Consider the following 25472-nt stretch of genomic DNA (forward strand, 5'->3'; position numbering starts at 1 on the left):
CAAATCTGTGGCCAAAGCCAACATGCCGTGTGTTACGGGCAAAACGGCGCGTGTGGCCCAAAACGTCCACTAATTGGCAGTCCGCGGCGCCATACGCGCATTTTCCCCACTGCCCCGCTTAACTAGACTGTGTTCACGAATGCGGCTGGGATACAACCCGGGCGTACCGGGCAGTTTCCCGCTCAGGACAGCGATTGTGACGCGCGCTCGTCCCAGGTTAAACCGTGGGCGGACCGGAAGGCGTTATCGCCGTCACTCCACGCGTTGCGGTCGACGTTGGACCGCACACCGACCAAGGGCAGATTCATCATGTTGAAAGAACGTCAGAGCTCATTCCTGTTCGGGGGCAATGCGCCGTATGTCGAAGAGCAATATGAACTTTACCTGGCCGACCCGGATTCGGTCACCAGTGAGTGGCGGGCATGGTTCGATGCATTGCGCGAGACGCCCGCAATCGATGGCAGCGATCGCGACGACGAGCCGCACGCCCCTGTCATTTCCAGCTTTGTCGAGCTTGCGAAACGGCCGCCGCGCGTGATCAGCCAGGCCGACAACGCCCATGCCGATGACCTCGGCCTTGGCCTCGCACGCAAGCAGGTGGCGGTTCAGTCGCTCATCGCGGCGTACCGGATGATCGGCACGCGCACCGCCGATCTCGATCCGCTGAGATGGACGCCGCCGCGCGCCTACGCGGAATTGACCCCGGCTTACTACGGCTTGTCGGCCGCCGACATGTCGACGAGGTTCAGCACCGCCGACACCTTCCTCTTCGACGACGACGCTACGCTGCAAGAACTCGTCACGGCGCTGGAGCAAACATACACGGGCACGCTCGGCGCGGAGTTCATGCACCTGACCGACGCAGAGCAGCGGCGCTGGTGGCAAATGCAGCTCGAATCCACGCGAGCCATGCCGTCGCTGCAGGCCACGGAAAAACGCAGGCTCCTGGAGCGCTTGACCGCAGCAGAAGGCCTCGAAAAATACCTTCACGCGCGCTATGTCGGGCAAAAGCGCTTCTCGCTCGAAGGCGGGGAATCGTTGATCGCGCTGCTCGACGAAATCGTCCGCTATGGCGCTTCGAAAAAGGTGCGCGCGGTGGTCATGGGCATGGCGCACCGCGGCCGCCTGAACGTTCTGGTGAATATCGCCGGCAAGCCGTTGCGCGCGCTGTTCGCCGAGTTCGATGGGAAGGATCCCGAAGGCCTTCCCGCTGGCGACGTGAAATACCACAAAGGCTTCACGAGTTCGGTCGACACCCCCAACGGGCGGGTCGAGGTGTTGCTCGCGTTCAATCCTTCGCATCTGGAAATCGTCAACCCGGTTGTGCAAGGCATGGCGCGCGCCAAGGGCGACCTGCTGGGCAGCACCGGCGGCGTCGAGGTTCTACCGGTCGAAATTCACGGCGACGCGGCGATGTCCGGGCAAGGTGTCGTGATGGAAACCTTGAGCCTCTCCTACACGCGCGGGCACGGCACGGGCGGCACCGTTCACATCGTCGTCAACAATCAGATCGGGTTCACGACTTCCGATCCACGCGACACGCGTTCGTCGTTCTATACCACCGACGTCGCGAAGATGATTGAGGCGCCCGTCCTGCACGTGAACGGCGACGACCCGGAAGCCGTTGCGATGGCAGTGCGCCTTGCCCTCGACTATCGCACCGCCTTCAAACGAAGCGTGGTCATCGATCTCGTCTGCTTCCGCAAATATGGGCACCAGGAACAGGACACGCCGGGCATCACGCAGCCGCTCATGTATCGCTCGATCGCAAGCCATCCCGGCGTGCGGGCGATCTATGCCCAGAAGCTGATTCAGCAAGGTGTGTTGACAGCCGAAGAAGCGGATGCCTACGTCGGCGCGCGCCGCGACCTTCTCAAGCGCGCGAATGAAATCGAAGGCTCGGCCGCCTCTTCTCCACACCAGAACGGCGGCGACGGTTACTTGCCGACCGGAACGGCAAACCCGGCTTCCGACGCCGCGCCTTCGGCCGAAACGCTGCGCGGCCTCGCGCATCAGATTTCCAGCGTCCCCGAGGGGCTTGTGCTGCACCCGCTCGTCAAGAAGATGATGAGCGGGCGCCAGGAAATGGCCTCCGGAAAGCGGCCGCTCGATTGGGGCATGGGCGAACATCTGGCGTTCGCTTCGCTGATCGACGCAGGGGTGAGCGTGCGGCTGAGCGGGCAGGATAGCGCGCGCGGGACGTTCAATCATCGCCACGCCGTCTTGCACGATCAGACACGCGAGCATCGACCGGATGGCGTTTATATTCCGCTCGACCACATCGGCGAAGCGAGCAACAAAGCGCAGGGCCGGTTCAGCGTCACGAACTCCATCCTCTCCGAGGCGGCTGTGCTCGCCTTCGAGTACGGCTATACGACGGTGAACCGCGACGCGCTGGTGATCTGGGAAGCGCAATTCGGCGACTTTGCAAACGGCGCGCAAGTAGTGATCGACCAGTTCATCGCCGCAGCCGCAGCGAAGTGGGGCCAACGCAGCGGCCTGACGCTGTTCCTCCCCCACGGCCAGGAAGGCGCGGGACCCGAACACGCTTCGGCGCGTCTCGAACGCTACCTGCAACTAAGCGCGCAGGACAACATGCGCATCACCCAGCCAACCACGCCCGCGCAGCTATTTCATTTGCTGCGGATGCAGGCGCTCGCTGCCGATCGCCGTCCACTTGTTGTCATGACGCCAAAGTCGCTGTTGCGGCACGCGGAAGCGGTCAGCACGTTCGAGGAGTTGAGCGAGGGGCAGTTCCACGAAGTTCTGCCGGACGCTCAGATCGAGAGTTGGCAGACGTCCAGCGTCGAGCGCGCTATCGTGGCTACGGGCAAGGTGTACTTCGAATTGCTCGAGCATCGCCGCGCGGGCGCGACCGACACACCGATCATCCGTGTCGAGCAACTCTATCCGTTTCCTGCGAGACAGTTGGCCGCCGAACTAGCGCGCTATCCCAACCTGAAGACCGTAGTGTGGTGTCAGGAGGAGTCGCGCAATCAGGGGGCGTGGAGCTTTGTCGAGCCGCTGCTGCGCGACATGCTGCCTGCCGGCGCCAAGCTACTGTACGCCGGCCCTGAAGCCGGCGCTTCGACAGCGCCAGGCTACCACTCGGTGCATGTGGCAAGGCAATCTGCGCTGGTTGAGCAGGCATTCACGGGGTAACGGCGCATGCGTGTCGCGATGATGCTCTACGCGGGTTTTCAACTGCTCGAGGTGAGCGGCCCGATGGATGTGTTTCATGAAGCGAATCGCCTGTACGGTGGAGCGTTTTATGAACCGCACCTCGTCGGGACCTCACCTGGGTCCGTTGTGTCTTCCAACGGCACGGCGGTGGGTACGACGGAATGCTTGTTCGAAACGAGCGCGCCGTTCGATGTCGTCGTGGTGCCCGGGTCCCCGGTCGTCAGTTCGGCGCGCGAGCATCGCGAACTCGTAGCATGGCTTGGCGACACGGGGCCCAGCACGCGAAGGCTCGCCTGCATTTCCAACGGTGCATTTCTGCTGGCGCGCGCTGGCCTCGCCAACCGTCGCTGGCTCACCACACATTGGCGTGATGCTCATCGCCTGGCGGTCGAACACCCGTTGGTGCACGTCATGTCCAATCCTGGCTGCCTGAAGGACGGCAACCTCTATTCGTCGGGCGGCACAAGTGCCGGCATCCATTTGGCGCTCTCGCTCGTGCGGGAAGACCTTGGAGAAAGTGCCGTGGGGACCATCGCAAGAATATTGCTGATGCAGCCGCATTGAATGCTGTGAGGCATGCGTGCAAGGAACGTCATGATAGACATGAATCTGATTCACAAGGCCCTCGCCAATCCCCATCGGCGCGACATCCTGGCGTGGTTGAGGGTTCCGTCCGACGCCTTTCCGGAGGGCTATATCGATTTCGGCCGCGGCGTGCCCGCACACGTAATACAGACACGCAGCGGGCTCTCGCAATCGACCGTATCGGCGCATATTGCGGTGCTAGTAGAAGCGGGACTTCTCCTTTCGACACGAGTCGGACAATGGATGTTTCTTTCACGCAATGAAGACGTGATTCGTACGTTTGCCGAACAGATTAGCCTGCATTTATAGGAGAAGCTGGCGGCACGCGAACCTCGCTGCGCGGAAGCACATAGCCGGGCCGCCAGCCAACTCTAGCCCGCATTACCCTTGTGATCGCGCGCTGCCACACGTTGCGGCGAGGGTTGCGATGCAGTCGTGGGCGCGGCCATTTCGTTTTGCTTGATGATCTTTTCTATCTCGCCGCTTGCCTGCACATCGTACTGCGCGAAGACGTCCGTGCGATAGCGCGTATTTTGCGCCGCGCCGAGCCGCGAGCCGGAGTCGTCACGTGTATCCGCGTCCACCGTCATCGAAAGGCCGATGCGCAACGGACGCGCCGCGAGTTCGCGCGGATCGAGCTCGATGCGCACAGGCAAGCGCTGCACGATCTTGATCCAGTTGCCTGTTGCGTTCTGCGCCGGCAGCGTCGCGAATGCGCTACCCGTACCCGCCGAGAAGCCTTCGATACGGCCGTGGTACTTCACGCCCGAGCCATAGACATCCGCAGTGAGCGTCACCGGCTGGCCAATGCGCATGTGCTTGAGTTGCACTTCCTTGAAGTTCGCGTCCACCCACACACCGTTGAGCGGCACGATCGCCATGAGCGGCGTGCCGGGTGACACGCGCTCGCCAACCTGCACCTGACGCTGCGCCACGTAGCCTGTCACCGGCGCCGGCAAGGTATCGCGCGCATACGCGAGCCACGCAGCGCGCACTTTCGAGGCGGCCGCCTGCACGTCCGGATGCTGTTCGACCGACGTGCGATCGGTCAGCGCATGATTGGCCGCACCCTGCTGGCGTGCTGCGTCGAGCGCGGCCTGGGCGGCCTGTACGGCATCGCGCGCGTGGGCGATATCCTCGGCGGAAACGGCGCCCGAGTCCGCGACGGCGAGGCGCCGCCGCAGATCGTCACTGGCACGCGCAAGGTCCGATTCGCGCTGCGCCACGTTGGCCGCATAGAAGTCGTTGTTTACATACAGCCCGCTCACACGGCGCACGGTCTGGCCAAGCGACGCTTCGGCATCGGCGAGCGCGATTCTCGCGTCCGCCGGGTCCAGTGTCACGACGGGGTCCCCCTCCTTCACGATCTGCGTGTCGTCGGCATTGACGGCGACGACCGTGCCCGTGATCTGCGGCGTGAGCTGCACGAGATTGCCGCTCACATAGGCGTCGTCGGTCGATTCGTGAAAGCGGCCTTCCGTGAAGTAGTACGCGCCATACGCTGCGCCCGCAATCATGGTGACTGTGCCGAGCAACGCGATCAGGCGCTTGCGGCGTCCCGGCGCCGTCGGCTGCCTGTCGTCGTGCGCCGGGACCGCTTGCGCGCCGCCTTTCTTTTCGTCGACTTGATCGCCCCCCTCGCGGTCGGTCGTGATCGTTTCGCTCATTTCAGTTCTCCTGACGGGTTTGCAAACATGCCGTTCAACGTGCGGCGGCAATAATGGAATTGGCTCGAGGGCTGGACTGGACAGCAACGTCCGCATGGTGGCCGGCATCGGCTGAGCTGTCGACATAGCCCCCACCCAGATCCGAAGCCAGCGCGATCTGCTGGTCACGGCGATCCATCTTCAGATTGGCGACGGTTTCGTCGGCGTTCAGTGCCGTGACATCGGCATTGAGCACGGTGAGCTGATTGGTCAGCCCGCCCTTGTATTGTGTGATCGCGAGCTGGTCGGCGTCGCGCGCCGCCTGCTGCGCGGTTTGAACGTCGACCAGTTGCGCGTCGCTCGAACGGATCTGTGCGAGCTGCGTGGCCACGCCGCTGAGCGCAGCAATGAGCGTCTGGTCGTAGGCGGCCACCGCATAGTCGAACTCGGCGTAGCGGCCCTTCAACTGCGCACGCAGTTCGCCGCCGTCGAAGATCGGCAGATGGATCGCAGGGCCCGCCGAGACCGTGCGGCTCGCGGCGGTCAGGAAGCGGCCGAAGCCGAACGCGTCGAGACCAATGGCGGCGCTCAGATTGATGTCCGGATAGAACTCGGCCTTCGCCTCCTTCACCTCGTGCGTGATCGCGTCCACGCGCCAGCGCGCCGCGACGATATCGGGGCGACGGCTCACGAGATCGGCAGGCAGGTTGTCAGGCAAACGCACCTCGTCGCCCACGCCGAGCGTAGGCCGCGCGATCGCGAGTCCGCGGTCGGGGCCCTTGCCCATCAGCGCGGCCAACTGGTAGCGCGTGGTCAGAATGCTGCCATCGAGCGCGCTCACCCGCGAGCGGCTCGTCGCCAGATTCGCCTGCGCGGTCTTGCGTTCCACTTGCGTATCGAGGCCCGTGGCAATGCGGCCCGCCGTGATCCGGTCGATCTGCTCGCGGCGCGTGACTTCTTCCTGCGCGATGTCGCGCAATGCGTAGAGCCGCGCCAGCTGGTTGTAGGTGCGCGCGATCGAGGCATCCAGCGTGAGCTTGACCATTTCCTCGTCGGCCTCGCTCGCGGCGGTTTCCGAAACGGCGGCGCGCAGCGCCTCACGGTTCTTGCCCCACAGGTCGAGATCGTAGGAAGCGGTGAGCAGCCCCTTGTTTTCGGTCTGCCACGAGCCGGCGTACGGCGGCGGAATCAGCGCCGTGCTGCTGTACTGCTGGCGCGTGAGCGTGTAGCTCGCGTCGACGCGCGGCAGCGTGCCCGCCTTCGCGGTTTCGCTATAGGCTTGTGCCTGCGCCACACGCGCCTTGGCCTGCTCGACCGTCGGACTGCCCTGCAGCGCTTCGTCAATCAGCGCCTTGAGCTGCGCGTCGCCGAACTGGTCGACCCAATCGGCGGACGGCCAGCGGCCCTGCTCTTGCGGCAGGCTCTGCGCCGTCTCGAACTGTTGCGGCTGGGCCACCTGCTTGTCGCTGTGGATGCCCGCATAGTTGGCACAAGCCGCCAGCGTGGCCATTGCGATCGTCGATACACCCAGCTTCAGCGTACGGGCACCGATGCTTGCTTTAGAAGTCTGCGATTTCATTTTCTGACAAATCAGATTAATGGTCAAAAAAACGCGGCACCGCGGCCGCACCGTTCAGTCGTCTGTGAACTTGCGAAGCAGCCGGTTCAGTTCCGCAAACTCCGCCTTGGTGAATCTGCGCAGGCGTGCGTTCAACACGTGCGGTGCGACTTCGGGAATCTGTTTCGCTGTTTCCAGTCCCTTTGCGGTGAGATGCAAATTGACCACACGACGGTCGTCTGCGTCGCGGGAACGCTTCAGCAGCCCCTTCGTTTCCAGCTTGTCCAGCATCCGCGTCATGAGGCCCGTATCGATCCCGAGCAGTTTCGATAGTTCGAACGGCGTGGTCGCCACACCCTGCTTCAGCGAAAGCAGAATGCCCATTTGCTGGCCCGTGATGTCGAGGTCCTTGAGCGCCGCGTCCATCTCCGAGACGACCAGATTGCGCGCCTTGACGATCCTGAAACCGACACTTTCCGTGAGCATGAAATTTCCCGTGGTGTAGTGGTCCATCGCGACATCCTCCGTGTTGAAAATCACAATATCTGCATTATCAGATATTGTCAACACGAAAATACAAGGATGGTTTGCCCTCTGGACCAGGTCCGACTGCAATGATCAGTGTCCGCCCGCTGCTGCCGCGCCCGCGCCACCGCCCTTGACCGGCCTCGTCACCCAGATCAGCGGGATGATGACGATGAAGATCACGGCCGAAATCCAGAAGATGTCGTTCAACCCCAGCATGGTGGCCTGCGCGTTGAGCGAACTTTCGTAGAAGGCCGCAGCCTTGGGAACGCCGCCGCCCAGCGTCGCCTGCAGGTGCGCAATCGCGCTTGTGAAAGCGGGATTCTCCACGCTCGTTTGCTCGGCGAGCCGGGCGTGATGGAGTATCGTGCGGTCGTTCCAGGCGTTGCTCATCAGCGAGGTGCCCACGGCGCCCGCGAAAATGCGTGCGAAGTTGGACAGACCCGCGGCCGCCGGAATCTCGTCGGGCCGCAGACCCGACAGGATGATGCCGGTGAGTGGCGTGAAGAACAGCGCCGTTGGAATGCCCTGGAGCAGCGTCGGCAGGATCAGGGTCCAGGCGTCGACGCCGGTCGTGTAGTTCGAGCGCATGAAAAACACGGCGGCGAAGCCAGCGAACGCCAGTGTTGCGAGCACCCGCAGGTCGGAGCGCGGCATGACCTTGCCCATCACGGGGGCCAGGATCACGGCGAAAATCCCCAGCGGCGCGGTCACGAGCCCCGCATCCACCGCGCGGTAGCCGAGGAAGCCCTGGATCCACTGCGGCAGGATCACGAGGTTTGCAAAGAAGATCGCATATGCAACCGAAATCGCGACCGTGCCGCCGAGGAAGTTGCGTTTGGCGAAAAGCCGCAGGTTGACGATCGGTCTTTCCTCAGTCAATTCCCAGATCAGGAAGAACGCGAAGCTGAGCGCAGCGACGATGGTGAGTGTCCAGATGACCGGCGAGCTGAACCAGTCGAGGTCCTTGCCCTTGTCGAGCATGATCTGCAGCGGCGCCACCCAGGCAATCAGCGAGATCAGCCCGACCTTGTCGATCGGCAGTTTGCGCGTTGGCGACTCGCGGTCGCGGTAGATCGCCCAGATCACCGCGGCGGCAAAGAGGCCGACCGGCACGTTGATGTAGAAGATCCACGACCAGCTGTAGCTGTCGGTGATCCAGCCGCCGAGCGCCGGGCCCGCAATCGGCCCCACGGTTGCGGTCATCGCCCACAGCGCCAGCGCACTCGAACTCTTTTGCTTGGGGAACGAAGCAAGCAGCAAGGCCTGCGACAGCGGCACCAGCGGCCCCGCCACCGCGCCCTGAACGATACGGGCGACGAGCAGCGTCACCAGGTTCGGCGCCAGACCGCAGGCTGCCGACGAGAGCACGAAGAGCAGGATCGCCCAGACGAACAGCTTGACCTGGCCTACGCGCTGCGTCAGCCACCCGGTCAACGGAATGGACACCGCATTGGCCGCGGCAAAGAGCGTGATGACCCACGTGCCCTCGTCGATCGACACGCCGAGGTTGCCGGAGAGCGTGGGAATCGCAACGTTTGCGATCGACGAATCCAGCACGTTCATAAAGGTGGCGAGTGCCACGGCGAAGGTGCCGAGTGCGAACTTCACGCCAGTCAGCTGGGCGGGCCCGCCTGGGTTGGCCGATGGATTCATGTTACGTTCTCTCGTCTGGATGCAAATGTCCCGTCGAGCACGGGCCGTTATCTGACATGTCTGATAATGTGGTAAAAAAATTGCCGCCTTCGCCATGAAGCAATCTGGAAAGCAGCGTACTCAAGGCGTCGAAGTCGGACTTCGAGAAGTGCGAGAGCCGCTCGCTCCAGGCGCCAGGGGCAACGTCTGCGTTGCGAGCCGCGACCGCGCGGCCCTCCCGCGTCAACGAAACGTCCACGAGGCGCCGGTCTGTGCCATTGCGCGCGCGTTCCACGAGCCCGCTGGTTTCGAGCTTGTCCAGCACGCGCGTCACCCGGGCGGGGTGGACGCAAAGCCGCTTTGCCAGTGCCGCCGGCGTTTTTGCGCTGCCGCAGGCGAGCGTCAGCAGAATGCCGCGCTCCTGCAGGTTGAGTCCCGCGTCCTTGAGCCCTGCCCTAAGTTCAGTGGCCATCAGGTGATGCGCCTGACCGAGCACGAACACCAGATTCTGTGTCCGCTCGAAATCTTCATTGACGGGATCGTCCATCGATTGTCCCTCTCGATATCTGATTCACACTATATCTGACTATGCAGATGTATGCAAGTCAGTTTCACAGGCACATATGAGCCGAGCGAGAGCCCCGGACCCACGCCGGACCACGCTGCTCGTGCGACGCTATACACGTGTAAAAAGTGATGTGAACGGCAGGCGATTATCGGTATCGCTCTTCGAGGCTATATTGATTCCGCGCAGACTTGGCCAACGCCCACACGAGATGCGCAAGTGCGGATTGACGCTCTGTATTTTCAGGAGAATCGAAGAATGACTAACAAACCGCTTACAATGGGTATCGATCATGTCGGATTGACCGTACGCGACCTGAATCTCACCCGCGACTTTTTCGTGAATTGCCTGGGCTGGAGACAAGTAGGCGAAAGGCCCGGCTATCCAGCTGCGTTCGTTTCGGACGGTCACGTCATGTTGACCCTCTGGCAAGTTACCGACCCGAGTCGCCTCGTCGAATTCGACCGCAAGATCCACGTGGGCCTGCATCATCTTGCCTTGCGCGTCGGTAGCGAAGAAGCGCTCAACGATATCTTCTCGCGTGTGTCCTCCTGGCCGGGCGTGGAGATTGAATTCGCGCCGGAAAACCTCGGTCCTGGACCGAAACGGCACACCATGGTGTACGAACCGGGCGGGATCAGACTCGAGTTCGACCACGACCCGCGCACGCAAGCATCCTGAGCCTCGCGGCAAACCGCGTGCGGCCATGCTGGCGCGCCATGGCCGCTGCTCGCGCATCGCGGGCAGCAGACTCACGATCGCTCCGTTAGCTTCCGAAGAACAACTTACAGCAACTGGCTGGCCGTGCGCAATTTACATGACCTTTTCCACCGTGCGTCAGCGTGCCTGACTTGTTCCCGCGAGTCATAACTGTTTGTCCGTGTCTTGTATTCAAAACGCGAGCGTAGATGCGTACATTGATCGTAATCGGTGCAGTGCAGGCAGCCCGATCAGATAGCTGGTCCAACTTACTTCGAGGTTTGATATGAGTCACTCCCCCAAAGTCGTCGTGGTCACTGGTGCATCGCAGGGCATTGGCGCCGAAACCGTCAAGGCATTCCGCAAGCTCGGCTACAAGGTGGTCGCAACGTCGCGCAACATCAAACAGACCGACGATGAGAATCTCGTCGCGGTGGCCGGCGACATCGCCGACCCGGCCACCGCTCGCCGTGTGATCGAGACGGCCGTCTCGCGCTTTGGGCGCGTCGATACGCTCATCAACAACGCGGGCGTTTTTATGGCGAAGGCGTTCACGCAATATACCGCGGAAGACTACGCCACGGTCACGGGCATCAACCTCGGCGGCTTCTTCTATATCACGCAGCTCGCCATTGCAGAGATGGAAAAGCACGAGAGCGGACACGTGGTCAATATCACAACGACCCTGGTCGATCATGCGATCAACGGCGTGCCTTCGGTGCTGGCCTCGCTGACCAAGGGTGGTCTCGCCGCCGCAACGCGCTCGCTGGCTATCGAGTACGCAAAGCGCGGAATTCGCGCCAACGCGGTTTCTCCCGGCATCATCAAGTCGCCGATGCACGCGCCAGAAACCCATGCGGCGCTTGGCGCGCTGCATCCGATGGGTCATATGGGCGAAATGAGCGACATCGTGAACGCGATCCTCTATCTCGATTCGGCCGCCTTCGTGACGGGTGAAATCCTCCACGTGGACGGCGGCCAGATCGCGGGCCACTGAGCCGCCTTGAAGCAACAAGGAGCGCCGGCGCTTCTCCCAACGTTCACCATCGAGGATAGCGAAATGCCGATCGTCACAATCCAGGTTACACGCGAAGGCACACGGCCTGGAACAGATTCCGTTACGCCGGATGAAAAGGCCCAGCTCATTAAGGGCGTGAGTGAACTATTGCTCGACGTATTGAATAAACCGTTGGAGGCGACTTTCGTCGTCATCGAAGAAGTGCCAACGGAAAACTGGGGATGGGGTGGCTTGCCCACCGACGTCTACCGCAGACAGAAGGGCCTCATCAAGTAAGCGCGCGTGGCCTGCACGAGAGTCAGGCCTCGCGCGCCCGGTTACCGGTCGCATCGTGGCGCTTTCAATCTTCAATTGAGGCCTCGCATGAATACCGACGACGGACTTCGAACACAGTCACGCAACATGGGCGCGATGACGGGCGACAAGCTCGTCCTACGCCCGGACCCATGGGAGCAGACACTCCTGCTTCTCGACAGGCTTTGCACGAAAGAGCCACGCGCAGAGACCTTGAATCCCCCCGAACTCACGCGCGCGCCGCCGCGCCCCGACGACGGAAGGTGCCGTAAACTCCGGGAAAAGCGCGACACGACGCGCGACGCACCCTGCGTAGCCGTCATCACACTCCTCGAGCGCCTTTCCCCCAGAACCGTCGCATTGCGCTGGTGCTCAGCCTCATGCCACTACGGCTATCAAATCTGGGTTTGCGCAAAGGCGCGCCGAGCCGGCGTGTGCGCAGTGAGCGGCAAGGCAATCCGGCGCGACGACTTGATCTATCGGCCTTATACCCGCACGTTGGTCGTTCCCGTGAATGTAAACGCCATGATTCATTCCTTTGCTTTGGCTTGATAGGGATTTTCTGCAACCGGAAGTTGTGAAAACGTATTAAAGGAGAGCGTCATGAAGATTCTTATGGTTTTGACTTCGCATGATGAACTGGGCAATACAGGCCGCAAGACCGGGTTCTGGCTCGAGGAACTGGCTGCACCTTACTACGTGTTCAAGGACGCCGGGGTGCAAGTCGTGCTCGCGTCGCCCAAGGGCGGAAAACCACCGCTCGACCCCAAGAGCAATGAGCCGGACTTTCAGACGGACCTGACACGTCGTTTCGAAGCCGACCCCGCTGCGGCGGCGGATCTGGCCAACACCGCAAAGCTCAAGGATGTCGCCCATGGCGAATTCGATGCGGTCTTCTATCCGGGCGGCCATGGTCCGCTGTGGGATCTCGCTGAAGACCCCGATTCTATTGGCCTGATCGAGCGTACGATCGCAGCCGGGAGAGCCGTCGATTTCGTATGCCATGCGCCCGGCGTGCTGCGACACGTCAAAGGCCCGGATGGCAAGCCGCTCGTCAACGGAAAGCGGGTCACGGGCTTTACGAATTCGGAAGAGGAAGCGGTTGGGCTGACCAAGGTGGTCCCGTTCCTCGTTGAAGACGAACTCAAGGCGAAGGGCGGAAACTATTCGAAGGGCCCCGACTGGCAGCCGTATGTGCTCGAAGACGGCCTCCTGCTCACCGGGCAGAATCCAGCGTCGTCGGGACCGGCCGCCAAAGCGTTACTGGAGAAGCTGGGCAAGCGTCACTGACGCTCAGCCCTCAGGCCGGCATTTTGCGGAAGGAAATCGCAAGCCGGTTCCAGGTATTGATCGCCGAAACGAGTAAGGTTAGGTCGACGATCTCCGCGTCGCTGAAATGCGGCTTGACGGCTTTCCATAGCTCGTCGGGCACGTGATGCCGCGATACGAGTGTGACGGCTTCCGTCCATTCCAGTGCGGCGCGTTCGCGGTCTGTGAAGAATGGCGTTTCGCGCCAGACGACCACGGCCGCCAATCGGCGATCGGTTTCCCCGCCTTTGCGTGCGTCGGTTGCGTGCATGTCCACGCAGAATGCGCACCCGTTGACTTGCGACGCGCGCAGACGAACCAACTCGGTGAGGGACTTTTCCAGCGTTGATTTACCGATTTGTTCTTCTAGCGAGAGCAGCGCCTGAATGGCGTTCGGGTTGGCCTTAAAGAAGTCGAGACGTTGTTCCATGTTGGGCTTGGGGGAGAGTTAAGACGAGCCAGATTGTTTCAGTGCTGCGGCGCTTCTGCGCCGAACGCAATGCGCCCCGCGGGCAAGAAAGTGAGCGAAATGACGGCGCCGCCCTTGACTTCCGGAAAGTGATGGCTGCCGGGCTCGGGCGCCGTCCATCCGCCATGACACCAGCCATTTGGACCCGCGAGCGCTGCGCCGTCGTCAAGCGGCACTACCAGATTGATCTCGCCGTATGGATGAATATGGAAATCAGCGCGGAAGCTGCCTTCCGGGTTCTGCTGCGTGTTATCCGTGCTGTCCAGAAGCACTGCCGTGGCACTGAAAAAGAACGTCTGCGCACTCGGCGCGACGAGATGCGAGCGACGGTAACGTGGGCCAGCGATCTCGGTGTTCGCCGCCCAGCCCTCTTTCACGCCGAGGGTAATCAGGCGCGCGAGGTCCCGGTACAGCGCGCTCTCCAGACCGTACTTGTCATTCAGCCATTGCTCGACCTCGAAGCCGGCGGTCATGTCCTTGACCTCATGCAAGAAGGGAACGAGGCGGGCGACAAGCTCGTCTTTGCTGCTGGTGTATTGGGTCTGCGACATCGTTGCATGGAATTTGTGAACGTCGGAGCAAGCATTCTTCCTCACGGCTCCCATTCCATCCATCATCAATCGGCCAGATTTCCTATCGTATCGTCCATATTTATAGCGGCGACACGTCATCGCCACGGCGTTGTAGAACCGGGTCGCGAAATGCGCGGTAGACCACGAATGCCATCCACAACGCCAGCACGCCGAAACTCCACCACTGCAGGAATATGCCCCATCCCCAAATGAGCGTCCCGAACGCCGAAAGCGTCAGCCCACGCCTCGCCGCCATGACCTCGCTCAAAGCGTTATGGGGCCTGAATCCGGCGGCCTCGTTCGCGTGGGCGATCACCAGATCCGTCACCGTGTGTTCGAGATAGCGGCGCGAGGCCAGCAGAAGGCCAGTGATCGTGATGACCGATCCAGACCGTTCGAACAGATCCCACTGTGCCGAAGCCTGTGCAAAGCAGGCGCATACGATCGCCGGGGAAACAGCCAGCACAATCATTGCGACGCTGCGGAAAATATAGCCCCACGGCATTCGCAAGGCTTCCCGGTGATAGCAATTCACTGCGCAGCCATCCGCGCAGATATCAGGCTCTTTACTCACGATGCGCACTCTCTGATCCATTAGCCGATCTCGACCGCCAACCTGTCAAGCCGCGATTTTCCGTTCTTCCCCGAGGGGCAATATCAGTGCGTCACGGTCACACTCCGGCACCGCGCCAGGCAAGCGATGTACGTCGTGCGTCACGAAACCCTGCTCGCGGCTTGGCACATCGAACCACTCGCGATGGGAAAACGAATCGCGGATATCTTCGAGACCGCTTTCCCAATGCTCCCGCATCGTATCGATGCTGAATTCGTAGTCCTTATAGTGCCCTTCATAAGGTTTGTTCTTGTAAATGAGGTGCACCACGTTGATCGCGCTGCCGTCGGCCGCCTCTTCGGCGAGACGAAAGAGCGGATCGGTCCCGCGCAGTTCGGCTGGAATGTGCGCGAGCAGTTCCCTGATGAAACGCGCATGCTTCTGACGATCCGCCAGCATGCTGGTCACCGCGCGCGTGCGGCTCGAATACTGGATGTCTTTGGCACGCGCGGAGACGTCGAAGAAGTCCCCCGGCGCGTTGCCGCGCGCGCTCCAGAGATCGACCTGAAACACCAGTGCGTCCTTGTGGTCCGCATCGCGCAGCACCTCCGTCAATGGCGTGTTCGACACGAGGCCGCCGTCCCAGTAATACTCGCCGTCGATCTCGACCGCCGGAAAACCGGGCGGCAACGCCCCCGACGCCATGAAATGCTCGGGCTTCAAAGGCATTTTCGTGTTGTCGAAGTACACCAGGTTGCCAGTGCGTACGTTCACCGCCCCCACTGAAACACGGATGCCGCCGTCGTTGATCCGGTCGAAATCGGCAAACTCCAACAGTGTCTGCTTCAGGGCGGCCGTATCGTAGTAGCTGACCACGTTGGGGTTTTGCTTGCCGAAACCCGCCACCGGCAACAGCACGCGCGGCGAGAAAAATCCCGGCTGCCCCTCGGTCACGGCGCGCCCGGCCGCCCATACGCTGGCCCACTTGTGCGGGAAGTCGTGTATTCCGAACATTGGTGGCATCCATGCGCCCAGTCCGCCCACCCAGTCGCGTGGATGGCAGATCCGGTTCCAGAAACCGCGCAAGGCTTCCACGCGCCTTTCCGGCGCATTGCCTGCAATGATGGCAGTGTTGAGCGCGCCGATCGAAATGCCCGAGATCGTGCCCGGTTGCACCCCCATCTCGGCCAGACCCTCGTATACGCCGGCCTGGTAAGACCCGAGCGCGCCACCGCCCTGAAGCACCAGAGCCACTTCGTCGTAGTGCGGCAACAAGAACGTATCCGGCTGCCGGCTGGTTTGACTTGTGCTGCTGCGCATACCCGGCTCCTTATTGCATTACCCAGCCGTGGCTGACGATCAGCGACTGCCCGGTGAGCGCAGACGATTCGAAACCCGCAAGGAACGCAACCGTGTTGGCGACATCATCCAGCGTGGTGAATTCACTGTCGACGGTTTCCTTGAGCATGACGTTCTTGACGACTTCGGCTTCGGAGAGACCCAGCGCCCTGGCCTGCTCGGGAATCTGCTTGTCGACGAGTGGCGTGCGAACATAGCCCGGGCACACGACATTCGCCCGCACGCCGCGCGGCCCGCCTTCTTTCGCGACTACCCGTGCGAGTCCCAGCAGGCCATGCTTGGCTGTCACATAGGCCGACTTCAGCTTCGACGCCTCGTGCGAATGGACCGAGCCCATATAAACGATCGAGCCGCCCTTGCCGCCCGCGTACATATGCTTGAGCGCCGCCTTCGTCGTGAGGAAGGCGCCGTCCAGGTGGATCGACAGCATCTTCTTCCAGTCGGAAAACGCATATTCCTCAATCGACGCAACGATCTGGATGCCCGCGTTCGACACAAGCACGTCGATGCTGCCGAAATCCTTGACCGCCTGCTCAATGCCGCTATTGACCGCTTCTTCGCTGGTGACATCCATGGCGAGCGCCAACGCCTTGCCGCCGGTCACAACGATGCTGCTGGCGACCTTCTGGGCGTGCTCGAGATTCAGGTCGGCGATGACCACCGCGGCGCCGAGACTCGCGAGTTTTCGTGCGCACTGCTCACCAATGCCGCTCGCCGCACCTGTCACCAGCGCGACTTTGTTGTTCAAAGGCATGTTGTACTCCTTCTCTTTTGTTAACCCGCATACCTTATCGATTGACCGCGAGCTTCATGCTCTCAGCCGCAGCCAGATAGTCGAGCGCGACCTCACCGATATCCAGCGTGAGATTGGCAATCACATGCCGTGCGCCGACCACCCGCTTCACCGGCAAATCGGCCACCGGCGCCAACGCATGCGAATGCAGCTCGAGCCCGGCTGGACCCGTCCACGCCCCGAGCACGCTCACGTCGCGCAAGTAGAAACGCACGAGCTCGCATACGCGCGCCGAACCGTCTACGTGCGGGATCACCTTCAGCAGATAATTTGGGGTTTCCGCAAGCTTTTTGCGTTCGGCTTCGATATCGAGTGGCAGGTGCTTATAACCCATCGTGCCGGTTGCGATCCGCTGTGTGCCGTAGTCGAGCGTGCCGAGCAACGTGTCGTTGCCATCGACGCTCAAGGTCGGTCTCGCCAGCTTCTTCGGAAAGCCCCAGAGTTCCCGACCACCAGCGATCGGGCCTTCGTCATCGAGGTACATCGAATGGGTGTAGTTGCCGAGGCGACCGTCCTCGTCGCGCACCGAGATGACCTGTCCGGTTTCCGTGTAGTCTCCGAAACCCGACGAGTCCGGCATGCGAATAAATTCGTAATGCACAAGATCGTTTTCGGGAAGCAATGGCTCCGGCACGATGGCTCGCAGCGCCTCGAAATCAGTCTGGTAGGAAATGACGAAATATTCCCGATTGATAAAGCGGTACGGCGGCCGGGGATAGGCGGGGTTGTGGACAGGCATCGCAAAGGCGTCTTGGCGAATCGAAGCCAGGCTCAGGCGGGTCATGATGTTCTCTCGTTGAGATTGAATTGCACCGCAGCAGATGCTACTCACTCCCGCATGCCGAGAGAATCCGTTGGCATCAGGAATCTATCTTCCAGTTATTGGGAAGATCGTAGGCATGCTGCCGTTCGGCATATCCCATCCGAGGCATTCAAACCTTACTTCGCGCTTGCGAGCGATACCGGCCAGGGCTCTGACCAAACATCTTTTTGAAAGTCGCGCTAAACGTCGTCTCGGACGCATAGCCAACGGCGGTGGCGATGCTCGCGAGGCTGTCATTGCCAGTCTTCAGGGCATCTCTCGCGATCGTCATGCGCCAACGAATCAGATACTCCAGTGGAGGCAAGCCAACGAGATCCTTGAAGCGCTCAATGAACGCCGTGCGCGACATACCGACCTTCGATGCCAGGTCGTCCACTTTCCAGCGACGTGCGATTTCTTCGTGCACCATCCTTAGCGCGGAACCAATCCTTGGATCCGAGAGCGCGCCGAGCCAGCCGGCTGAGCAAGGGCTGGCGGCAAGATGAGCGCGCAGGACATTCACCAGCACAATATTCGCGATACTGCCCGCCATGGCCGCCGCTCCTGGCCGGACTGATTCCGTCTCCGCCCTGATCAGTTCGAGCGCTGCGCTCAGCGAGGTGCCCCCCGGCGAATCCGCGCGAATATGAACAAGCGGGGGCAGAAAATTGAGCAGCAAGCCGCTCGTGTCACCATCGAATTCAAAAAGACCTCCGACGCTAATCGTGCGCATATCTCCACGCCCATAGCGAACAATGCCGTCCGCATCCAGGTGACTGGCGAACACCTTCTCGCCGTCTTGCCGCGCCGCGCCGGGGTCGCTCGCAAAACAGTGAGGCAGTCCGTCTGTGAGCAGACAGAAGTCCCCCTCCTCCATTTTCGTGGGCGCGGTAACGCCTTCGATCCATACCCATCGAGCGCCCTTGACGACGCCGCCAAACTTGACATGACGATAGGCGGGAAATCGCAGTGCCCAGGCGCCGGCAGCCTCAAAACGCGCCGAAAGCACGCTTTTTACCTTCAGCAGGGAGAACACATCCGAAAGCGGGTCCATGGGGAATTCGTACGATGCAATAGCAGAATTGACCGGTTGAGTATCGTTCGAATGGACGCAGCGAGCAAGAATGCGTGCTCGCTGCCTCATGCGGTTCGATATTCATAAGCGGGTGACGCGATAGCATAGGGTTTCTCAAGTTTCCTCGAACACGCGGGACGAGTGTGAGAGCTGCCCCTTCCCGTCCTTGGTCTTCCAGACATGCACGTAAGACCCGCCCGAGGCGGCGCGAGCCCCGCGCTGAAAGCAGCGTGCCGTCCGGGCCGATCGAGGCGCCGCCTGGCGAGGTCGCGTCGCCACCCCGCGAGTTCGACGTCGAAATCGCCTGCGCGGCGCTGATAGGAAGTTGTAAATAGCCCTCTGTGCGACGGGGTAGCAACGGCCAGCGGGAAAGGGCTGGACATGGACGGATCCAGTTTCTGCGCGAGGAAGACGCAAACCATGTGACGAGGTCCGTCATCAGCAGTATCAATATTATTTTGTTCGCCATCCTTATTAATGCTTCGAGCCCCGCAGATGAAGGCTCCCTGTCGCGCGAAGTCGAGCGGCGACACGCCCCCTTCCCCGCGCGATTCAGGCCGAGTAAAGCCCTTCGGGCCCGGTGCGCAGCGTGCGTGCGAGCAGTTCCAGCCCCTCGCGCAGCGCTTCGTCGCTGCGCGCCCCGCCGAGGCTCAGCCGCACCGCATGCGGCGCCGATCCGCGCCCGATCACGAAGCTGTCCGCCGTCTTCGCGAGCACGCCTGCCTGGCGCAGCGCCGACGAAAATTCCGCCGCGCGCCACGGCTCCGCGAGCGGCAGCCATAGATGCGGGCTCGCCGGATCGGTGCGCCAGCTCCAGTCCGCGAGCACCTCGGCCGCGATTGCCTGACGCTGCGCCACCTGCAAGCGCTGCTGCGCGATGAGCTGCTCGATTTCCCCACCGACGATCCACCGCGCGGCGATCTCCGCCGAAGGCGGCGCGGTCATCCAGCAATCGCTGCGGATCACGGCAAGGATCTTGCCCACCCAATCCTGAGGGGCGTGCACATAGCCGATCCGCAACCCCGGCGCCACCGCCTTCGAAAGACTGCTGATGGCGATGCCGTGCTCAGGCAGGCGCGCGGTCAGCGGCACCGGCGGCGCGTCGAGCAGTGCCGCCGGCACGAGGTCTTCGATCACCACGAGGTTGTGGCGCACCGCGATTTCAGCGATCGCGGCGCGGCGAGCCCCGGAAAGCGTCGCCGAGGTGGGGTTGTGGAGCGTCGGCACACAAAAGAGCGCGCGCGGCGCGAGCAGACAGCAAGCGCGTTCGAGCGCGTCGGGCACGATGCCTTCGTCGTCGATTTCGATGCCAACGAGATTGAGCCGCAACTGGCGTGCAAGCGCGACGATCCCAGGATAGCTGGACGAGCTACATCTGGGCAAGCCTCAATCTGTACATGATGTTCCAATGCCATCCCCATATGTCCAGATCGGACGCACAGCCATATTTGGCCGGATCAAACCAAGCGGAAGGCACTGATAGATTGTTTTTACGTTCCATAAAGGTTCACTTCCCTGTTGTCCGCGTTCAAGCCGGCGCCTTCGATCGCTCGGTAGCCGGCAGACTCCCTACTCCGTAAGATCCAACGCAGTGTCGAGTAGCGTTGCATCGAACGCCACGCGCTGGGTAGCATACCCGCCACTCGTGGGTATCCGACGCGTCAAATTCCCAACCGCCCCCGGACTGATGCCTCCGGATTACCGGCCGGATCCCGCGAGCAACGGGCCCCGGCATCGCGCAGGCTCCACCCCACACGGCCTGCCTGGCGGTGATCGCCTTCCAGCCGGCCGTGCCCCTTCAGGCGGCCGCAAGCCGTCGCGTCAAGGCAGTTGACTGTCGGCTGACCGCGATAATGGGGTTTATCACGCCATTGGTCTTTCTAACCGCGCCAGAAACGGTTTTCTGGCGTCAGGCCTGTGCGTAATCTATGCTGGAATTCCCGCCCTGCGCGTCGCGCGGCCGGCTTTGCCGATCGCCCCGTCTCGCACCGGCGCTGGCTGCCCGCTTGCTGCCCGCTCGCAGCCTGCTTGCCACCCGTCCGCTGCCGGAGGCCCCCATGGCCCGCCCCGCCGCTGTCACCCCCGACGCGATCCGCGCTACCGTCCTCGCGATGCTCGCCGAGGCCGGCGACCCGGCGCCCGCGTCCGATGCCCGTTTCCGCAGGATCGTCTCGGTGCGCAAGCTGCGCGCGCGCCTGGGCGCCGGCGATCCCGCCACGCTCTCGCGGCACCTGAATGCCATCGAGGCGGAACTCGTGCAGGCGGGCCTCGCGGGGTTCGCAGTGCCCGATGTCCCACACGAGATCGCCGCGCAGATGCGCGCGCTGTGGGAGGCGGCCGTCGCCACCCAGCTCGACGGCATCGTGCGGCTGCGGCAGGAGGCGGAACAGGTCAAGGCGGCCGCCGATGTCGTGCGGCACGAAGCGGAACTGCGTACGGAACTGCTGCGCACGGAACTGGCTGACCTGCGCGCGCAGCTTGCCACACGCGCCGACGACCTGCTTGGCCTGCGGCTCGAAGGCCGGGCACTCCAGGAACGCGCCCAGGCGCTGGAATCGTCATGCGCCGGGCTGCAGGCCCGGCTCACGGCGGCCGGTACCGCCACGGCTGAGGCGACGCAGCGGCACGAACGCGAACTCGCCGCGGAGCGGGTGCGCTACGAGGGCCTGTCGAGACAGCTGCTGCGCGAAACCGCCCACCAGCGCGAGGCCTTCCAGACGGAGCGGCAACGCCTCGAGGCGGAACTGGGACGCACAGCGGAGCGCCTGGCCGCGCTCGAGTCGCTGCGCGAGCGCCTGCTCACGGACCTGTCACAGGAACGCGAGGCCCGGCAGCACGCCGTCGCGGAAGCCGCGGCGCTCGCCACGCTGGTGGACCAGCAGCGCCAGACGCTGGCGCGCATCGGCACCGGTTCAGTCAGTGGACGGGGCAAGGCGGCAGGTACGCGGCCAGCCGCCCACCGCACGGCCCGGACGACAAAGGCGGCCGCCGGCAGGGCCAGGGGGAAAGCGCGATGACTCCGGCTACTCTATCGAGCTGGCTCGATACCGGCTGCCGGCCACCGCAGCGCCTGCCGGACACCACCGATGCTGCGCTCGCGTACGTCGCCCACGCGCTCGGCCACCCGGTCTACCTGCGCTGGACGCTCACGGCCCTGAAGCGCGGCTGCCCGTCGCTCGCCGACGCGAAGCGCGAGCACCCTGCCGTGTTCGCGCTGCTGCTCGAGCATGACGCGGCCGTCGAGTACTGGGACCGTGGCCGTCTGCGCGTGGTGCCGGAGAGTTCGGCCCCGTCCGCCGCCACCGTGCTTGAACGCACGCTGCGGCAGCACCGGCGGCGCTTCCGTTTCATGACGGCAGGCCCTGTGCCGGACACCGCCGTCACGGTTCAGCAGGCCGTCACGGATGACGCGACCCTGCTGCCCGCTGCCGTCGATCCGGTGTGGCTGGCACGCGCCGGGCGCTTCGCGAATGCGGCGGCACTGACCAACACCCTCGGTGTGGCCGATGACGCGCAGGCCGTGAAACTTTTCCTGCGCGAGCGGGCCTCGCACTCACCGCACACCCTGCGTGCCTACGTGACGGAACTGCGGCGGCTCGCGGCCTGGTGCCGGCGCGAGCACCTGGGGCCGTTCTCGGATCTCACCCGCCAGGACCTGATGGCATACCGCGACGGCGTGCAGGCCCCGCGGGCCGGTGCCAGCGGTGAGGTCCGGCGTGCAGCACCCGCCACCGTCTCGCGTGCGCTCGCCGTGGTCTCGAGCCTTTTTGCCTGGTGGCACCGCACGGGCTATCTCACGGTCAATCCGGCGGAAGGCCTCGCGGCCGGGCGGCGCGCCCGCATGACCTGGACACCGCTGCGGTTCCTGCCCGCGGCGGCCCTGGCGCACTGCGATGCGGTCGCCGCCTGTGACGCGCCGGAAGACGTTCCGGCAACGGTCTGGGCCAGGCGCAGGGCCATCTGGGCGCTGTACCGCTTTGCGGGTATCCGGCTCGCCGAACTGGTGTGGCATGAGGAACGCTCGCTGCCGCGCATCGAGGTGGATGAGGCCCGGCAGTGGACCCTGCACGTCACCGGCAAGGGGAACAAACTCCGCGCGATTCCCCTGCCCTCAGGCTGCCTGCCGGTGCTGCGTGCCTACCGGCGCGCGCGGGGCCTGCCCGCCGACCCGCCGCCCGGCGAACAGTTACCGCTCATCCACAGCGAACGCGGCCGCGCGCTGGGTGCGAGCGGCCTCTACGACGAGGTGCGGGCGGTGTTTGCGCTGGCAGCAGCCCGGCTGCCGCCCGCGGACAGCGCGATGCGCGCGGCGCTCGAAGCGGCTTCGACGCACTGGCTGCGCCACGGCTATGCGCGCACCCTGGTCGTTGACAATCGCGTGCCGCTGCCGGTGGCGCAGGCGCTGCTCGGCCACGCCTCGGTGCAGACGACGGCGGCCTACGCGAGGACCGACATCACGCAGCTGCGTGCGTTTGTGGAGGGAAGTTTTCCAACCACTGATCGCTAAATTGCGCTCATAGACCTCGCACACGCTATCTTTGGTGGCTCGTGGAAGGAAGTGTTGCAGAGCTGACCTTGCCCTTGTTTTACGAATCCCATAGCTGAAGCCATAAGGCCGCTTGCCCTCGCTGAGCGGCGGCCCAATTCTTCTCGAACGTCAGGGGACTGACGCAGTTCAATGTCAAATGCAGGCTGCGGGCATTGCAGAAACCAAGCCAGTCGACGATTTCATCCATCGCCGCACGTCGCGTCGCCAAGTGCCGACCGTGCAGTCGTGCGACCTTCAGCGAATCCCACAGGCTTTCGGTCGGCGAACAATTGCCATGCCGGCTCATCGACGAACGCATGCCGTCGCCTTGAGCGTGTACTGGAAGAGTCCGCTGCAATACTGACTGCCACGGTCGCTATGCACAATTACACCACCTTCAGGGCGGCGCCGGAACCATGCGATGCGCAGCGCGTCCGTGACCAGTTCGGCCTTCATATGCGTCTGCATCGACCAGCCCACCACCTGCCGGCTGAACAGGTTGATTATGACGGCCAGATACAGGCAACCCTCGGCCGTCGCTACATACGTGATGTCGCTCGTCCAGACCTGATTCGGCGCTGCCGCCGTGAAGTTGCGCCTCAACAGGTTCGGCGCGACCGGCAGGTTGTGGTTCGAGTTCGTCGTTGCGATGTGCTTGCGCTTGTGCCATGCGCGGGTACCATGCTGCGCCATCAACTTGCGAACCCGCTCCTTGCCCACGCGTACGCCGCGCGCGACCAGCTCTTTCCACATGCGCGGCCAACCGTACTAGCCCTTCGCCTCCGCTTGAATCGCCTTGATGTGCGCCAGCAGTGCGTCGTTGCTCACGCGGCCCCGATGCGGATTGTTCTGCGCAACACGTTGCCGCCGCTGATAAAACCCGCTGGGACTCACATCGAGTACTTCGCATAAGAACCCTTAACAAAATGAACGAAGGGGCTGTTAACCCTCGACGAATGCTGTTAACCTTTTCATTGTTTCGACGACGAAAAGGACATGGCCAAGCCGATACTCGACGACGAACTTTGGGCACTCATCGAACCGTTGCTGCCCCCTCCCAAACTGCGGCGAACCCGTTATCCGGGGCGCAAGCCGCTCGACAATCGTGCGGTGCTCACCGGCATTCCCTTCATCTTGCAGACAGGCCTGCGTTGGGACCTGCTACCTCGCTAGATGGGTTGCGGCAGCGGCATGAGTTGCTGGCGTCGCCACGTGACTGGCAGGCCGCTGGCGTCTGGGAGCAGTTGCACGAAGTGCTGCTTGCGCGATTGCGTGCAGCCGACCAAATCGACTGGTCTCGCGTCATCGTCGATTCCTCTTCAATCCGCGCTGTGGGCTCAGGTCAAAAACAGGACCGAATCCCACAGACCGCGCGCGACCCGGTTCAAAGCACCACCTCGTCACCGAAGCGCAGGGCATCCCGCTCGCGGTGATTCTGACCGGCGCCAACCGCAACGACGTCACTCAACTTCAGGCGCTGGTCGAGGCAATTCCGCCAATCCGCGGCAAGCGTGGCAAACCACTGTCAAAGCCTCGGGTCGTTCAGGGTGACAGAGGCTACGACCATGACAAATATCGCCGTCCACTGCACGCCGCCGGCATTGCAACCGAAATTGCTCGACGTGGTCGGCCTCACGGTAGCGGGCTAGGCAAAACACGCTGGGTTGTGGAGCGGACAATCTCGTGGCTTCACAACTTCCGCCGACTGCGCATCCGCTTCGAACAGCTCGCTTGCATCCACGAGGCTTTCCTCAGAATCGCCTGCTGCATCATATGCTGGCGACACTTGCAAAAGTCATTCTGTTAACACCTCTAACACTGAAATCGGCCACTGACGGCGATTGCGTTCGATGAAGGCGTACTACACGTGGAGTCCTTCGCAAAGTACGCACAGGCCTTTTTTAGGATGTCGCGCTCAATCTTCAGCCGCGCCACTTCGGCACGAAGTCTCGACAGGTTCATCTGCTCTGGGGTTACCGGCTTCGTGCCCGCTCCGGCAAGCCTGCCTTCCTACTCAGCTTTGAACCAGTTGGAGATCGACTGCGCTGGCACGTCCAGCGCCGCGGCCACCGCCGCGACACTTTGACCAGCCGAACCGCCTCCAGCTTGAATTCGAGCATGTAGCGCGCCCGCTTCGTCTGGCTCATCTTCTTGACTCTCCGTGCTTGAGGTTAAACGCTCAGCAAGGATTCGTTTTTCGGGGCAAGCTTAAATGACTGGCGTATGCAGTCGTGCGTTGCCTCTGGCTTACCGCAATGGTCGCACAGCGCAACGTCTGTTGGGGGGTCAGCGAGCTTGGACTTCA

The 25472-nt window shown here is 62.7% G+C and carries 23 protein-coding genes and 3 pseudogenes; 11 read left to right on the forward strand and 15 right to left on the reverse strand.

Annotation, left to right across the window (positions count from 1 at the left end):
• Positions 1 to 309 precede the first annotated feature (309 nt).
• The 3 genes from BHE01S_RS06265 to BHE01S_RS06275 are packed head-to-tail and all read left to right on the forward strand — an operon-like array spanning position 310 to position 4077.
• On the forward strand, positions 310 to 3162 hold the full coding sequence (locus BHE01S_RS06265; protein WP_042261718.1) for a 2-oxoglutarate dehydrogenase E1 component: 2853 nt from the start codon (positions 310 to 312) through the stop codon (positions 3160 to 3162).
• 6 nt (positions 3163 to 3168) lie between these two features.
• The gene (locus BHE01S_RS06270; protein WP_042261720.1) at positions 3169 to 3747 is read left to right on the forward strand and encodes a DJ-1/PfpI family protein; all 579 of its coding nucleotides are present in this window, start codon (positions 3169 to 3171) and stop codon (positions 3745 to 3747) included.
• A 30-nt stretch (positions 3748 to 3777) separates the two neighbouring features.
• Positions 3778 to 4077, forward strand: a complete 300-nt coding sequence (locus BHE01S_RS06275; protein WP_042262105.1) for an ArsR/SmtB family transcription factor — start codon at positions 3778 to 3780, stop codon at positions 4075 to 4077.
• A 62-nt stretch (positions 4078 to 4139) separates the two neighbouring features.
• On the opposite strand, the gene BHE01S_RS06280 is transcribed toward BHE01S_RS06275, so the two are convergent.
• The 5 genes from BHE01S_RS06280 to BHE01S_RS06300 all read right to left on the reverse strand — a co-directional run bounded on the left by BHE01S_RS06280 (position 4140) and on the right by BHE01S_RS06300 (position 9679).
• Complete coding sequence (locus tag BHE01S_RS06280) at positions 4140 to 5435, reverse strand: HlyD family efflux transporter periplasmic adaptor subunit (protein WP_042261722.1); 1296 nt, start codon at positions 5433 to 5435, stop codon at positions 4140 to 4142.
• A 34-nt stretch (positions 5436 to 5469) separates the two neighbouring features.
• Complete coding sequence (locus BHE01S_RS06285) at positions 5470 to 6993, reverse strand: efflux transporter outer membrane subunit (protein WP_042261723.1); 1524 nt, start codon at positions 6991 to 6993, stop codon at positions 5470 to 5472.
• A 54-nt stretch (positions 6994 to 7047) separates the two neighbouring features.
• Entirely contained in the window at positions 7048 to 7485 is a 438-nt protein-coding gene (locus tag BHE01S_RS06290; protein ID WP_042262107.1) for a MarR family winged helix-turn-helix transcriptional regulator, read from the reverse strand.
• Positions 7486 to 7590: 105 nt separating this feature from the next.
• Positions 7591 to 9153: a DHA2 family efflux MFS transporter permease subunit gene (locus BHE01S_RS06295; protein WP_042261725.1), complete on the reverse strand. Its 1563-nt coding sequence runs from the start codon at positions 9151 to 9153 to the stop codon at positions 7591 to 7593.
• 1 nt (position 9154) lies between these two features.
• Complete coding sequence (locus BHE01S_RS06300) at positions 9155 to 9679, reverse strand: MarR family winged helix-turn-helix transcriptional regulator (RefSeq protein ID WP_052405724.1); 525 nt, start codon at positions 9677 to 9679, stop codon at positions 9155 to 9157.
• Positions 9680 to 9955: 276 nt separating this feature from the next.
• Between BHE01S_RS06300 and BHE01S_RS06305 the strand changes: the two genes are divergently transcribed.
• The 5 genes from BHE01S_RS06305 (at position 9956) to BHE01S_RS06325 (ending at position 12998) form a co-directional block, all read left to right on the forward strand.
• On the forward strand, positions 9956 to 10378 hold the full coding sequence (locus BHE01S_RS06305; RefSeq protein ID WP_042261727.1) for a VOC family protein: 423 nt from the start codon (positions 9956 to 9958) through the stop codon (positions 10376 to 10378).
• A gap of 304 nt (positions 10379 to 10682) precedes the next feature.
• On the forward strand, positions 10683 to 11393 hold the full coding sequence (locus BHE01S_RS06310; protein WP_042261729.1) for an SDR family NAD(P)-dependent oxidoreductase: 711 nt from the start codon (positions 10683 to 10685) through the stop codon (positions 11391 to 11393).
• Between the two features lie 63 nt (positions 11394 to 11456).
• On the forward strand, positions 11457 to 11690 hold the full coding sequence (locus tag BHE01S_RS06315) for a tautomerase family protein (protein ID WP_042262114.1): 234 nt from the start codon (positions 11457 to 11459) through the stop codon (positions 11688 to 11690).
• Between the two features lie 87 nt (positions 11691 to 11777).
• Positions 11778 to 12260, forward strand: a complete 483-nt coding sequence (locus BHE01S_RS35955; RefSeq protein ID WP_052405725.1) for a DUF3331 domain-containing protein — start codon at positions 11778 to 11780, stop codon at positions 12258 to 12260.
• Positions 12261 to 12311: 51 nt separating this feature from the next.
• On the forward strand, positions 12312 to 12998 hold the full coding sequence (locus BHE01S_RS06325; RefSeq protein WP_042261731.1) for a type 1 glutamine amidotransferase domain-containing protein: 687 nt from the start codon (positions 12312 to 12314) through the stop codon (positions 12996 to 12998).
• A 10-nt stretch (positions 12999 to 13008) separates the two neighbouring features.
• Here the strand turns inward: BHE01S_RS06325 and BHE01S_RS06330 are convergent, their stop codons facing one another.
• From BHE01S_RS06330 to BHE01S_RS06365, 8 genes are all read right to left on the reverse strand, one after another.
• Positions 13009 to 13446, reverse strand: a complete 438-nt coding sequence (locus BHE01S_RS06330; protein WP_042261732.1) for a carboxymuconolactone decarboxylase family protein — start codon at positions 13444 to 13446, stop codon at positions 13009 to 13011.
• 38 nt (positions 13447 to 13484) lie between these two features.
• Positions 13485 to 14036, reverse strand: a complete 552-nt coding sequence (locus tag BHE01S_RS06335) for a 4-hydroxylaminobenzoate lyase (protein WP_042261734.1) — start codon at positions 14034 to 14036, stop codon at positions 13485 to 13487.
• Between the two features lie 100 nt (positions 14037 to 14136).
• Positions 14137 to 14652 (reverse strand): hypothetical protein, encoded by a 516-nt coding sequence (locus tag BHE01S_RS06340; protein WP_157025166.1) that lies wholly within the window; start codon positions 14650 to 14652, stop codon positions 14137 to 14139.
• 24 nt (positions 14653 to 14676) lie between these two features.
• Positions 14677 to 15930: a DUF3734 domain-containing protein gene (locus BHE01S_RS06345; RefSeq protein ID WP_042261738.1), complete on the reverse strand. Its 1254-nt coding sequence runs from the start codon at positions 15928 to 15930 to the stop codon at positions 14677 to 14679.
• A 10-nt stretch (positions 15931 to 15940) separates the two neighbouring features.
• The gene (locus BHE01S_RS06350) at positions 15941 to 16723 is read right to left on the reverse strand and encodes a 3-hydroxybutyrate dehydrogenase (protein WP_042261741.1); all 783 of its coding nucleotides are present in this window, start codon (positions 16721 to 16723) and stop codon (positions 15941 to 15943) included.
• Positions 16724 to 16757: 34 nt separating this feature from the next.
• Positions 16758 to 17546 (reverse strand): acetoacetate decarboxylase, encoded by a 789-nt coding sequence (locus BHE01S_RS06355; RefSeq protein WP_407669476.1) that lies wholly within the window; start codon positions 17544 to 17546, stop codon positions 16758 to 16760.
• Between the two features lie 148 nt (positions 17547 to 17694).
• Positions 17695 to 18618, reverse strand: a complete 924-nt coding sequence (locus BHE01S_RS06360) for an AraC family transcriptional regulator (RefSeq protein ID WP_042261743.1) — start codon at positions 18616 to 18618, stop codon at positions 17695 to 17697.
• Between the two features lie 573 nt (positions 18619 to 19191).
• A complete protein-coding gene (locus tag BHE01S_RS06365; RefSeq protein ID WP_084068611.1) occupies positions 19192 to 20022 on the reverse strand; it encodes an aminotransferase class I/II-fold pyridoxal phosphate-dependent enzyme in 831 nt (276 codons plus the stop codon).
• A gap of 674 nt (positions 20023 to 20696) precedes the next feature.
• Between BHE01S_RS06365 and BHE01S_RS06370 the strand changes: the two genes are divergently transcribed.
• Positions 20697 to 21656, forward strand: a complete 960-nt coding sequence (locus BHE01S_RS06370; protein ID WP_042261746.1) for a DNA-binding protein — start codon at positions 20697 to 20699, stop codon at positions 21654 to 21656.
• Complete coding sequence (locus tag BHE01S_RS06375; RefSeq protein WP_042261748.1) at positions 21653 to 23146, forward strand: tyrosine-type recombinase/integrase; 1494 nt, start codon at positions 21653 to 21655, stop codon at positions 23144 to 23146. The genes BHE01S_RS06370 and BHE01S_RS06375 overlap by 4 nt, the downstream gene beginning before the upstream one ends.
• Before the next feature lie 79 nt (positions 23147 to 23225).
• Here the strand turns inward: BHE01S_RS06375 and BHE01S_RS06380 are convergent.
• A pseudogene (locus tag BHE01S_RS06380) lies at positions 23226 to 24079 on the reverse strand (IS3 family transposase); the annotation flags it as partial.
• 84 nt (positions 24080 to 24163) lie between these two features.
• On the opposite strand from BHE01S_RS06380, the pseudogene BHE01S_RS36545 reads away from it, so the two are divergent.
• A pseudogene (locus BHE01S_RS36545) lies at positions 24164 to 24974 on the forward strand (IS5 family transposase).
• 57 nt (positions 24975 to 25031) lie between these two features.
• On the opposite strand, the pseudogene BHE01S_RS36550 reads toward BHE01S_RS36545, so the two are convergent.
• A pseudogene (locus BHE01S_RS36550) lies at positions 25032 to 25314 on the reverse strand (transposase); the annotation flags it as partial.
• Between the last annotated feature and the right edge of the window lie 158 nt (positions 25315 to 25472).

Source organism: Paraburkholderia heleia NBRC 101817 (genome assembly GCF_000739775.1).
Taxonomy (GTDB): Bacteria; Pseudomonadota; Gammaproteobacteria; order Burkholderiales; family Burkholderiaceae; genus Paraburkholderia; species Paraburkholderia heleia.